The sequence below is a fragment of the Paenibacillus harenae genome, from assembly GCF_030812415.1.
GTDB classification, from domain to species: Bacteria; Bacillota; Bacilli; order Paenibacillales; family Paenibacillaceae; genus Pristimantibacillus; species Pristimantibacillus harenae_A.
The window spans coordinates 34,574-46,915 of sequence record NZ_JAUSST010000010.1 but is presented as its reverse complement, the minus strand read 5'-3'; the positions used below and the strand labels follow the sequence as shown (position 1 = coordinate 46,915).

Below are 12,342 nucleotides of genomic sequence, written 5' to 3'. Positions count from 1 at the left end.
AATCCGAATCGGCTTCATGCTTTGCCGTTCCTTTCTATCGGCTGCTTGAAATCACTTTGTTGATCTTCTCTGCCATCTCGTTCAAGTCGCTAATCTCGGCTTTGCTCATCAGCACGTTTTTCCAGGAGGCCTCGATGAACGGATAGGCTTTCCCTGACCACGAAGTCAAGAAGCGAACCGGCTGAATATCGGGAGAATTCAGGATATGGTCGATAGTCTCGCCTACATCGGGATGGCCCGCGCTCTCCAATGCTTTAAAATACGCAGACGCAGACGCTTTGAAAGCCGCAGGAGCCACCGGGGTTTGAGGGAGAACCTCCTCGTACATTTTGGAATCCAGATACTTTAGCACTTTCCAGACGGCGTCCGGATTTTTAATCGTTGACGGGCTGCTCCAGCCTACGGCGTCGTAAATCTCCGATTGGCTGTTCAAGACCGGCTGCGGAACGAAACCCCACTCCAAATCCGCGGGCGCCGTACGGATCAAATCATCGGCGACCCATTGCCCTTGCAAGGTCATGGGCACTTTCCCCTCTTTGAACGAGCTCATGACGTTGGACAGATCATAGGTAGGCGGATTCATGTAACCGTTTTTGATAGCGGCTTTATACTTTTCAACGCCTTCGATGAACGCGGGGCTGATTTCCACTTTAGTAGGATTTACGATCCCGTTCGCGAACGGGGCGCCGCCTGCGGAAACCGAATATAACGACATGTGGAACGGATCCGGTGAAGCGTAATAGCCGAACTGCTGTACGCCGTTTTGCGTGCTCGACAGTTTTTGCATCGCCTCGAAGAAATGGTCATACGTCCAACCGGCTTTCGGTTCCGGCAGACCTGCGTCTCTAAAAACTTTCTTATTGTAAAAGATGCCGTACGTATTCAAGAGACCGGGCAAGCCGATTAATTTATCGTCCAGATACCAGCCGTCCACGACGCCTCTGTAAAATCCGCCCATGAAATCCGAATCTGCGGACGCATGTTCCGTCCACTCATACAGAAGCCCTTTGGCTCCGTTGTCCAAAGCCATGTCATTGCCTGTCATGAATATATCGGGAGCTTGTTTGGCGGTAAGCATTCCGTTAATCTTGACGCCGTAATTGTCCAAAGGCGTAGGAATGAGCGTGACTTTAATACCCGGATTTTCATCTTCGAATTTCTTCATGGATGCTATGATTTTCTCATTCATTGCCGCTGATTCCCAGGTGATCATGGTAACTTCAATCGGTTTTGCGTCAGACTGATTGGCATTCTGCGGAGCAGGCGTCGTCCCGCTATCCGATGATTCCTCTCCGTTGTTATTGGCGCCGCATGCGGCCAACATGCTGATCGCAAGCAATAAAACAACGATACCCGACAACCAACTCCGTTTTCCCTTTTTCATGGAAAGACCTCCCATTGAATGATGTTCTTAATAAAACATGACATTCTTGCATCTTCCTTATTTGCGTTCCTCGATCACCACCTTCACGGATTCGAATTTATTTTAAGGATGCGGAATTAACGGAACCGAGACCTTGCATGAAAAACTTTTGACCGAAAAAGAAAAGCAGCAGCATCGGGAGAATATAAATCAAATCCGCGGCCATGAACAAATTCCAAGCCGTTGCGTAGGTCCCCTTATAAGAAGCCATGGCAAGGGATAGGGTCCACTTCTCGGGGGTGACGATGTAAATGAGAGGCTCCAGATACTGATTCCACGAGCCCTGGAAGGAGAAGATAACCATCGTTACAATGACAGGCAGCGCCATTGGGACCAACACTTTGGTCAGCACGTACATATCCGACGCCCCGTCGATTTTAGCCGCTTCATCGAAGGAAACGGATATGGTTTTCAAGTATTGGACGAACAAGAAGGAGAAAGTAGCGTTTCCGAAAAAAGCCGGCACGATGATCGGCAGCCATGAATCGTACCATCCAAGGCTCGTGTACATGTGAAACAACGGAATCATTCCGACAAATCCCGGAAGCATGAGGCTTCCGACGAAGAGCGAGAACCAGAGCTTGCGTCCCGGAAACTTCAGCCGGGCGAGTCCGTATCCAACCAGGACCGAGCTTACGACCTGTCCGAGCGTGCATACAACGGCGATAAACATGGAATTCACGAAAGTTTGCCAGAAATTAATCTCTTTCGTCCCCGTTACAAAGTTGGACCACTGCATCTCTTTCGGAAACCACTCCGGAGGAATCTGAAACACTTCATTGTTGCTCTTGAGCGCAATCGTCAGCATCCATAAAAGAGGAAACAGCATGGCGATTGAGCCGATCGATAATAGGGCGATTCGCACGGCGTCAAGCCAAGTGTATTTTTTGCGCGGCCTGGCCGCTGCTCCCTGTTGAGCTGCCATTGACATCCTTCCCCTCTTTACTTTGAATTGTCGCTCTCGTAATAAACGAACCGATTGGAATAACGGTAAGTCACTGCCGTAAAAATCATAATGATAACGAACAGCACCCAAACCTCGGCAATCGCATAGCCGAACAATCTGCCATTGAAAGCATCGGTGTAAATTTTGAAGTTCAACAAGGAGGTTGTGAAATTTGGTCCGCCGCCCGTCAGTACCTGAACCTGATTGAATGCCTGGAACGAACCGATGATGCCGAGGATCAATTGTAAAAACAGAATAGGAGTAATCATCGGAATCGTAATGTTAAGCGACACTCTCCATTTCGGCGCACCGTCGACTTCAGCCGCCTCGTACATTTCCTGAGGCACGGACTGCAGTCCGCTCAAGAAGATGATCATGCCCGACCCGACCTGCCAAAGTCCGATAAGCACAATAGAAGGAAGCGCTGTCATTTCACTCGTAAGCCAGGTTCCCTCCGGCAGGCCGAGCAATCGGAGCAAAGAGTTGGCCAGGCCGTACTGCGGCTGGTAAATGAACAGCCACAACGTGAGCGTAGCGATCGAAGGAACGACAGTGGGCAAATAATAGATGGTGCGAAACCACTTGATTCCGGGCAGGCTCTTATTGAGCAGCATAGCTAAACCTAACCCGAGAATCAGCGATGAAGGCACGCTCAGCAGCACATAATAGAATGTCGCCCGTATGGACGGCCAGAATGCCGGATCTACCGTAAACATATAGTTGAAGTTGTCGAATCCGACAAATCGAGGGTTATCGTATCCGCTCCATTCCGTCAACGAATAGTAAATCGAGGACAACAACGGATAAGCGACAAAAACGCTGAAGCCAATGATCGATGGCAAAATAAACAAGTACCCGTTCTTCCACTCCATGAGCTTTCTTCTCGTCATAGTGATTACCCCTCCCGAATCCGGATTCCGCAGCAATCCATAGCCAGCTCGCAGAACATCATGTTCGCCCAAGAAAACCACGGTCTGGTAAACATAGCGGGATCGTCCGCCAGAAAACCTTCATGCATCATTCCCGTTCCGGCATCGGTATCGGCCATCACGTTTAGCAGCCGGAGTTTCTCTTGTCGATCTATAGCGGTAAGACCTTGCATAGCGAGGGCAATAGGCCAAATATATCGATTCGGGGTATGAGGGCTTCCGATACCGGTCGCGCTCCGGCCTGCGAAGCAGTAAGGATTATCGGCGCTCAGCACGAATCGGCGGGTGTTCTGGTATATCGGATCGTCAGCCTTCGCATAGCCCAGATAGGGGATCGATAATAAACTAGGTACGTTAGCGTCATCCATTAGCAGGCGGTTGCCCATCCCGTCCGTCTCGTAAGCGTACATTGTGCCATAGACGGGATGATCGATTAAGCCGAACTTCTCGATTCCCCTTCGTATCTCGCCTTCGAGCGCCAACGCTTCCTTCTCCAACTCCGTATCGTTCCAAATGACGCGTGAGATTTCGGCTATATAACCAAGGACGACCGCAGCGAACATATTGGACGGAATTAAATATCCATAGCGGCAGGCGTCGTCACTCGGTCGGAAACCCGACCAGGTCATCCCCGTAAAGGCGACTTCCGCGCCCTTTCCGCTCCGCGTCAGCGTATCGCTAGGCGGGCAATCGAAACGTTCGAACGCATAAGTCGATTTCATCTCGTGATGCTGCTCGATTCTCCAGGTATGAAGGATCACCCGGATACAAGAGCGGAAAGTGTCATCAAAAACCGTCGTTCTCCCTGTATTTTTCCATAATAAGTAAGCGAGCTGTACGGGATAGCACAAAGAATCGATTTCGTATTTTCGCTCCCACAACCAGGGGTTCATCGCGGTTTTGTCCTCGTGATGCCCTTTGCCGTTAGGAGTGTCATTGAAAGCGTTCGCATAAGGGTCCAGCAAAATGAACGCAGCCTGTCGTCGTACGAGCCCTTCGATCATATCGGCCAGGTTGCCGTCTTGTTGCGCTGGAACGAGGAATGGACGGATTTGTGCCGCCGAATCCCGCAGCCACATGGCCGGAATATCGCCCGTTATAACAAATGTAGTCCCGTCCGCTTGCCTGCGGACCGTCGAGCTTAGCGTGTTCTCGAGCATGCTTCGGAACATTTCCGCCAGCTTCGGATTATGTGCCGTGCCTTCAGATACTGTACGGATCAAACGGGTTAGCGCGAAATTAGAATCCACCATGTTCATGGAAGGCTGTCTCCCTTCTAAATGTCAATCGGTTGTTCCGAACGACTATCAACAATGATGTTCAACAAAACCCTTACATCACCAATTTAATGTCATACCATCTAAATGTCAATATATTATTCATACCTGTTCAAGCATATTATTATATCATTCAAATATATGCAAAAAAACCTGACGGCATTCCCGACAGGTGTTCAGTATTTATGAGACATGGTCAAACCGATTTAAATTTTCGCTAGCTTCGTCGACCGTGCAATCGCAGTCGATTCCCCTTCAATCAATATCGCTTCCAATGTTGTCCGGTTCGGAGTCCTTTGCTCTTCGCGCAGCATTAAGATATGCTCGAAAGCGATTCGCCCTATTTCTTCCTGCTGCTGTTGCAAATGAGTAAAGGAAAACTGGCCGTTAACTGCCGGGCAGTCAAAACAAATAATGGACAAATCTCCGGGAACGGACAGCCCCAGCTGTCTTGCCGCATCGCGTGCCAGTAAGGCGATGTTGTACTCCATTGCGAACAGAGCCGTGATATGCGGGTTTTTTCGGAGATGTTCCTTGATTTTGAGGATATCCTTCACCCGGTTTTCATCCGTAAACGCGCTTGGGAGCGTCGATAGAATATCGTCCAACCACAATTCGCGATCGACGGCAATTCCTTTCTCGGCATGCGCCTGCACGAATCCTTCGATCCGTTCCTCCACCGCAGTTGTATCGACCGGAGGCGGAGTCAGCAGACCGATATGCCTATGGCCGAGTTCGAACAAATATTCGATTCCTTGCTTCGCTCCAGCCGCATTGTCTGTGCATATGGATCCGGCCGATATGCCTTTCAAATGACGATCGACTAGGACGAAGGGAAATTTTCCGATGACGAGCTTTAATATTTCCGCATTAAAAAATTCTCCTTGCGCGGGCATAATAATGAGCCCATCCACTTCCATTTCAAGCAGCCCTTTGATCGTCTCTTCTTCATACGACGGGTTGCCGAATGTCCGTCTCACGATTAAATAACTATCGTGCTTTCGGGATGCTTCCTCCATCCCATGAACAAGTCCGGTACCGTAGCTTTCCGAGAAGTCGGTAATCAGGAGTCCAATCAAAGGCTTATTTCCAGATTTAGCGCCTCTTCTTGGAACACTTCCGCTGTCATCGGCAGGTGCTCCCGTCCGTTCCCCCGGATCGGCCACGAACGAGCCTCGCCCCGGTTTACGTACAATCAGCTTATCGACCGACAGCATTTCGAGCGCCTTTTTGCTTGTAATCCGACTGACTTTGTACTCGTCGGCAAGCTCTTTCTCCGAAGGCACGCGGTCGCCAACGGCAAAATGCCCGTTTAAAATTTGATCGCGCAAAGCAGCGAAGATTCGTTCGTACATCGGACTGGTCATTTCCTCACATCCTCCTTAGAGACAACCCTAAATCAGCATATTGTTTTAAATAATATACCATGATATATCGTACGCGCAAGATACGCTTTATTTTCAACTCACGGGATTCAGGGTTACGAAAAAGGAACGCGATGCCCGCCAGCCTATACGAAGGATCGTGGATTAACATTAATGAAACCGGAATCAATCAACTATTCCAAACTGATACGGGAGAGCTCTAGCCAAGCGCATCTTTGATGTCGAGCTTGACAAAATTTCAGCGTAGTTCAGGACTAAAAACAAGCGATGCGGGAAATCAAAAGGATAAAGCAAATCCATTCGAGCAGAACCAACCGATTGCCGTCAAAAGAACCAAGCTAAGCCAACCGGCTTTTAGCCCATCGCACAAAGGGGGAAATCGCGCAGTTGAAAAAGAAATCTCTGAACAAGCCTTGGCGTCTCATTAAATATGCGATGATCGTCGAAACGAGCAAACGGCTATCATCATTATATATGGGGCTCTTAGAGACGGGGGGGCTGAGCGCTTTCATTGTTCAGTGGAAGGAAAAAACCGTTTTCGCAAGAGGAGTTTATCCGTGCATTTTCATTTGAAGCCGCAACTAACGTGAAAGAATGGCAGTAGAAGTCGATGTTGTTTTTCCCAAGCCCCCGTTGTGAGGTATAATAGGCTCAACTATACATGATCGACGGGCAGGGGCGTGGAAATATGGATCGCAAGCCGGCCGGCGGGTTTTGGAAGAACGGCGTCATGCTTATGGCCGGGGCGGCTCTTTTATCCAAGCTTATCGGGGTGTTTCAGAAGATACCGTTGCAAAATATCGCAGGGGACAGAGTGTTCGGCATCTACAACGCGGTATATCCGTTTTATCAGCTTGCAGCCGTGCTGGCAACGGCGGGGTTGCCTACTGCCGTATCGCTGCTCATCGCGGAACGGCTGCGCAGCGGAGAAGATGCGGGCGGTGTGCGCCGGACGCTGTATGCCGCCATGCTGTTGCTTGGATGTACAGGCATTATCGCGTTCGGACTGACGTGGGCCGGGGCGGACGAGCTGTCGCGGCTAATCGGAGACCGGGAGACGTCAGGCGCGATTCGCGCTGTTTCCACGGCATTGCTGTTCGTGCCGATAGTGGCGGCGCTGCGCGGTTATGCGCAAGGGCTTGGACGAATGGCGCCCTCGGCCATGTCGCAGCTTGTCGAACAACTGGTCCGCGTTGGCGTTATGGTGTTCGTGCTGTGGCTAAGCTGGTCGGCGGGCTGGGGAGAGGCCGATATTGCGGCGGGCGTGATGAGCGGCTCGGCCTGCGGCGGAGTTGCGGCGCTGCTGTTCCTTGCTCTGATCTCGTGGCGCCGCCGAAGAAGGACGCGGATGCCGAAGGAACGAGGAGCTCTGCGGGCCGATATGAAGCGTCTCGCCGTTGTCGCGTTGCCTGCGGCGCTTGGCGCGGTCGTTGTGCCTGCCGTTGGCGCGGTGGACGCGTTCACTGTACCGCGGCTGCTGCATGAGAGCGGCATGGCTGAGGCTGAAGCGATGAGCGCCTTCGGTGTATATAGCCGTGCGCAGCCGCTTGTTCAGCTTGTCGTAATGATGGCCGGGGCTGCGGCAGCGGCAATCGTGCCGGGTTTGGCGCTCGCGAGGATGCGAGGTGCCTATGGGCAGTTAAGCCAGCAGCTAGCGGTGACGATGCGCGCTGCATGGGGTACTGGCGCAGCCGCTTGTCTAGGTCTGGTTTTGTTGGCAGAACCGCTTAATGTTATGCTGTACTCCGATTCGAAGGGAACGTTAGTGTTCATGCTCGTTGGCGTTACGGCACTCGCGGGCAGCGTGAATGCGGTAGCTGCGCCGGTGCTCGCCAGCCTCGGCGCAGTACGCGCTCCGGCGCTGCTGCTGCTAACAGCAGCGCTGCTCAAGGGGGGGCTTAATGCGGTGCTTGTGCCCGCATACGGAGCGGAGGGCGCCGCGGCGGCCGGCGTCGCGGCGCTAGGCGCGACAGCGCTGCTGAGCGCGGCGGCCGTGCACCGCGCCGCCGCCCTTAGCGGCGCGCCGATACCGGCGGCGCGCGCAGCAAAGGCAACGGCTGGCGGGCGTTCCGCCGCCGCCGTTACGCTCGCGCTCGCGGTCATGGCCGCCGCGCTGCTGCTCTTCGAGCGCGCGCTAAGCGCCGCGCTCTTGGGCTTGCTGCCGCCTCGGGCGGCAGCGGTTGCGCTCGCGCTGACGGGCGTTGCCGTCGGCGCATGCGCCTTCGGCGTCGCGGCTTTGCGCGGCGGCGCCGTCAGCGCGCGCGAATGGCGCGCGTTGCCGGGCGGCGGCAAATGGGCCGCCCGCCTCCGGCATTGGCGGCTGATCCCGCCGGATTAACAAAACAGACTTGCGCTATTTCTTCAAACCAACCGCCATGCAATCGCGCCCGACGGTTAGCTCGCCAACTTAGCACCAGGAGTGCAGCAACCGTTGTCGCATTACCGATACGCATTACCTTTACTAAATGAAACCGAGGAGGCCGTTACATATGGCAACAAACTCAATAACCGTCATCGGGCTCGGCTCGGGCGATCCGGACCAGCTGACGCTAGGTGCATTCCGCAGGCTGCAGCAGGCCGATCGTCTATACGTCCGCACCGCCGATCATCCGATGATGGCGATGCTGCAGGATAACGAAATCGCGTACCAATCCTTCGATTACCTCTACGAGCGGCATGAATCGTTCCCCGATGTGTACGCAGCCATCGCCGACACGCTAATCCGTGAAGCAACTGCAGGCCAATCGCTCGTATACGCCGTTCCCGGCCATCCGATGGTCGCCGAGCGTACGGTCCAATTGCTGCGCGAGAACGGTCCGGAAGCGGGCATCGAGCTGGTAATTATAGGCGGCGAGAGCTTCCTTGATCAAGCGTTCGTCAGCCTTGGCATCGACCCGATCGAAGGATTCGCGCTGCTTGACGCTACCGATTTGCAGCCGTCCTTGCTGCAGCCGCAGTTGCATACTCTTGTCGGTCAAGTGTATGATGCTTTTACTGCTTCCGACGTGAAGCTTGCCTTAATGGAGCGCTATCCCGACGATTTTGAAGTCGTCGTAGGCCATGCGCTTGGCGTATCCGGCGAGCAGCAAATCATTCGCGTACCGCTCTATGAGCTTGACCGTACGCCGGGCTTCGGAAACCTGTCGCTCATCTGGATTCCGCGTTCGGACGACGCATCGCTTCGCAACCGCACCTTTGAGCGGCTGCACGAGATCGTATCGATCCTTCGCAGTCCGGGAGGCTGTCCATGGGACAGAGAGCAGACGCATCAGTCGATCCGCAAAAACTTTATCGAGGAGCTTTACGAGGCGCTTGAAGCAATCGATAACGACGACCCGGACGGCATGCAGGAGGAATTCGGCGACGTGATCCTCCAGGTGATGCTGCATAGCCAGATGGAAGAGGAGATGGGCGCATTCTCCGTTTTCGATGTGATCCAGTCGCTGAACGAGAAGCTCGTATTCCGCCATCCGCATGTGTTCGGCGACCAGAACGCCGACGACGCCGAGGAAGCGCTGGGCAATTGGGAGCAAATGAAGGCGGAAGAGAAGCGGATGAAAGGGACCGATAAAAGCCGCAAATCGGTGCTCGATGGCATTCCCCCCGATCTTCCAGCCTTGATGAAAGCTTATAAGCTGCAGAAGAAAGCGGCTAAGGTCGGATTCGATTGGGATGAGCTCGGTCCCGTGCTTGCCAAGATCGAAGAGGAGCTCGCTGAGCTCCGCGAAGCGATTGCAAGCAAATCGGAGGAGGAGCAGGCTGCGGAGCTTGGCGACTTATTGTTCGCCGTCGTGAACGCATCGCGGTTCATCCATGCCGATCCCGAAGAGGCTCTTTCTCGTACGAACAAAAAATTTCGAAACCGATTTTCGTATATTGAGGAGCAGCTTCGTATAAGCGGCAAACAATTTGACCAGACTGATTTAACAGAAATGGATCGCTGGTGGGAAGAGGCAAAGCGCCAATCATAGTTCTCATTCGTCACAAATCGCCTTTATTCCTCACTATGTTCAAAAAAATTTCAAATAGCGGCAGGATTTTTTTGCTCTCGAGCAGAATATGTATTCTGCATGTGGAGTAAAAATTACCAACCACGGCGGCGTGCAGAACGCTGACCCCAAATAACGGTATCACATTAGGAGGATTTAATGATGAACAAAACAGACCTGATCAACAACATTGCAGAAAAAAGCGGATTGACTAAACGTGACGTAGAAGCTGTACTTAACGGTTTTCTTGGCGAAGTAACTGACGCTCTTGCTGGCGGCGACAAAGTACAATTGATCGGCTTCGGTACTTTCGAAACTCGCAAGCGTTCCGGCCGCGTTGGCCGCAACCCGCAAACCGGCGATCCAATCACGATCGCCGAAGCGAAAATCCCTGCTTTCAAAGCAGGCAACAAGCTGAAAGAAGCGATCAAGTAGTCTAATGCGTCTTGATAAGTTTCTCAAAGTGTCCCGATTGATCAAGCGCCGCACCGTTGCGAAGGATGTATCCGAGCAGGGCCGCGTATGGATCAATGGCCGCGAAGCGAAAGCGAGCAGCACCGTCAAGGCCGGGGATGAGCTCCAAATCCAGTACGGGCAGAAAATCGTAACGGTACGCGTCGAGCGCATCGCCGAATCGACCCGGAAGGATGAAGCCGGAGAGCTGTACACTTTGGTGAAAGAAGAGCAGCGCCCGCGCGAGAATCTGCTCGAGTGGGAGAAATAAGCACATACGCGCCTATGCGCACATAACCGCCCGGTAAACGTTACGTTTGCCGGGCGGTTTTTTTATTTACAGTTATGAGCAACTAAACTGTGCAACGGCATTTTGTCGAACTACTGCTAATCGTCATTAGCGTCATCATCGATGCCCGGCTTAAGCGAGTCAAAGCCGGTTCTAAAACTCGTCCAACCCCCATAAGCTAGTCTTAAAATATAGCGAATAGCGGAGGACGAGTCTATGGTGGACCAAAGCAAGAGCCAGAAGCGCCAGGAAGTGAAGATGTTAAACCGCAAGCTGTTGGAGCTGACCGGCGTCATTAACGTAGAGAGCTTTGATAGCGAGGAGTTTCTGCTAGAGACGGAACTAGGCTTCCTAACGGTCAAAGGGCAGAACCTGCATATGAAACATTTAAGCCTTGAGCAAGGCCTTGTAGCCATCGAGGGGCTCGTCCATTCGCTCGCCTATCTGGACGGCAACGCCTCTACGAAGACCAAAGGCTTGTTCGGCAAGCTGTTCAAGTGACATTAACCGTACAATGGATGACGATGGCCGCGATGCTGCTGTCGGGGATCGGGATGGGCATCGTCTTCGACGGCTACCGCGTCGTATCGAACGAGCTGAAGTTCCCCCGCTGGTGGCTCCCGGTGCTCGACATCGTCTATTGGATGGCAGCGGCTCTGGCCGTGTTCCGGGTACTGTACGCAAGCAACAATGGCGAGGTGCGGGCGTACGTATTCATCGGACTGGCTGCCGGCGTTATCGTCTATTACTTTTTGTTAAGCAAAATCGTGATCGGCACTGTCAAATGGATCGTTCGTGCGGTACGCGCGCTCATCGCGTTTATCCTTAGAGTATTGGACTTCGTAATTGTCAAACCGCTCCTATTGCTCTACAAATTGATTAAGGTAATTTTAGGATTTGGGTCTGCGCTCACTATTTTCCTGCTAAAAATTGTGTTACAATTGGTTCGTCCGTTTTGGCGGCTGCTTGTTTGGATGACAAGCCCGGCCGTGCGTCCGCTGGCGCGTTGGCTTGGACCTTATGTTGCCAAATGGCGACTTCGGGAGCGAGTGAGCAAGCTCGGATTTACGATCGCCCAATTGTGGAGCAAATGGTTGAGGAGGCCCCCGCGTACATGACGACTGCAGTGAACAAGCAAACAACAAACGCTGGATCGAAGCGCCGAATCCGGATGTGGCTATTTATCGTAGTCCTCTTTATCGGCTGGGCGGCCTATACGCTCGTGGGCAAGCTGCAAGAGCAGCATGCGACGAATGCGCGATTAGCGGCTATTCAGCAGCAATTGGAAACGGCGAAGACCGATACCGAGGCATTGAAGCAGGAGATCGAGAGGCTGAACGATCCAGAATATATTTCGCAGCTTGCAACCAAGGAACAAGGCATGGTATACAAGGGCGAGACGCAGATACAGGTTGTAAGATAGGGCGGCGAAATCGGGTGAACGTCTGTTGACCTTACTTCTTCCGTTCGGTTATAATCACGGTAGTAGCGATATTTTTCCGATAAAATTGATTCTTTGGAATCATATTATCGAAATCATCGACTTTGCTTTACGAATCGCAAAACTAAGCGTATGCTTACGAAGTAAGTTTTGCTTCACCCAATTCGACTTTCATCGAATTCAGCTTTGCAAAACTAAGCGTATGCTTAC

Annotated in this window: 13 protein-coding genes; 8 read left to right on the top strand and 5 right to left on the bottom strand. The window is 52.6% G+C overall.

Annotated features, from left to right (window positions below):
* Positions 1-34 precede the first annotated feature (34 nt).
* The 5 genes from J2T14_RS28655 to J2T14_RS28635 all read right to left on the bottom strand — a co-directional run bounded on the left by J2T14_RS28655 (position 35) and on the right by J2T14_RS28635 (position 5,942).
* Positions 35-1,384 (bottom strand): ABC transporter substrate-binding protein, encoded by a 1,350-nt coding sequence (locus J2T14_RS28655; protein WP_307476479.1) that lies wholly within the window; start codon positions 1,382-1,384, stop codon positions 35-37.
* 97 nt (positions 1,385-1,481) lie between these two features.
* On the bottom strand, positions 1,482-2,348 hold the full coding sequence (locus J2T14_RS28650; RefSeq protein WP_307207972.1) for a carbohydrate ABC transporter permease: 867 nt from the start codon (positions 2,346-2,348) through the stop codon (positions 1,482-1,484).
* A gap of 17 nt (positions 2,349-2,365) precedes the next feature.
* Entirely contained in the window at positions 2,366-3,259 is an 894-nt protein-coding gene (locus tag J2T14_RS28645) for a carbohydrate ABC transporter permease (RefSeq protein ID WP_307207971.1), read from the bottom strand.
* 5 nt (positions 3,260-3,264) lie between these two features.
* Positions 3,265-4,551 (bottom strand): glycoside hydrolase family 125 protein, encoded by a 1,287-nt coding sequence (locus J2T14_RS28640; protein WP_307476554.1) that lies wholly within the window; start codon positions 4,549-4,551, stop codon positions 3,265-3,267.
* Between the two features lie 230 nt (positions 4,552-4,781).
* Positions 4,782-5,942 (bottom strand): GntR family transcriptional regulator, encoded by a 1,161-nt coding sequence (locus J2T14_RS28635; RefSeq protein WP_307476477.1) that lies wholly within the window; start codon positions 5,940-5,942, stop codon positions 4,782-4,784.
* A gap of 245 nt (positions 5,943-6,187) precedes the next feature.
* On the opposite strand from J2T14_RS28635, the gene J2T14_RS28630 reads away from it, so the two are divergent.
* From J2T14_RS28630 to J2T14_RS28595, 8 genes are all read left to right on the top strand, one after another.
* On the top strand, positions 6,188-6,388 hold the full coding sequence (locus tag J2T14_RS28630; protein ID WP_307476476.1) for a hypothetical protein: 201 nt from the start codon (positions 6,188-6,190) through the stop codon (positions 6,386-6,388).
* A 260-nt stretch (positions 6,389-6,648) separates the two neighbouring features.
* Entirely contained in the window at positions 6,649-8,298 is a 1,650-nt protein-coding gene (locus J2T14_RS28625) for a polysaccharide biosynthesis protein (protein ID WP_307476474.1), read from the top strand.
* Between the two features lie 151 nt (positions 8,299-8,449).
* The gene (gene mazG, locus J2T14_RS28620) at positions 8,450-9,931 is read left to right on the top strand and encodes a nucleoside triphosphate pyrophosphohydrolase (protein ID WP_307476472.1); all 1,482 of its coding nucleotides are present in this window, start codon (positions 8,450-8,452) and stop codon (positions 9,929-9,931) included.
* Between the two features lie 180 nt (positions 9,932-10,111).
* Positions 10,112-10,384 (top strand): HU family DNA-binding protein, encoded by a 273-nt coding sequence (locus J2T14_RS28615; protein WP_307207965.1) that lies wholly within the window; start codon positions 10,112-10,114, stop codon positions 10,382-10,384.
* Positions 10,385-10,388: 4 nt separating this feature from the next.
* On the top strand, positions 10,389-10,673 hold the full coding sequence (locus J2T14_RS28610; protein WP_307207964.1) for an RNA-binding S4 domain-containing protein: 285 nt from the start codon (positions 10,389-10,391) through the stop codon (positions 10,671-10,673).
* 234 nt (positions 10,674-10,907) lie between these two features.
* Positions 10,908-11,192, top strand: coding sequence for a sporulation protein YabP (yabP, locus tag J2T14_RS28605; RefSeq protein ID WP_307207963.1), 285 nt, complete (start codon positions 10,908-10,910; stop codon positions 11,190-11,192).
* The gene (yabQ, locus tag J2T14_RS28600; RefSeq protein ID WP_307476470.1) at positions 11,189-11,809 is read left to right on the top strand and encodes a spore cortex biosynthesis protein YabQ; all 621 of its coding nucleotides are present in this window, start codon (positions 11,189-11,191) and stop codon (positions 11,807-11,809) included. The genes yabP and yabQ overlap by 4 nt, the downstream gene beginning before the upstream one ends.
* The gene (locus J2T14_RS28595; RefSeq protein WP_307207961.1) at positions 11,806-12,114 is read left to right on the top strand and encodes an FtsB family cell division protein; all 309 of its coding nucleotides are present in this window, start codon (positions 11,806-11,808) and stop codon (positions 12,112-12,114) included. Before yabQ ends, J2T14_RS28595 begins: the two co-directional genes overlap by 4 nt.
* Positions 12,115-12,342: the final 228 nt, after the last annotated feature.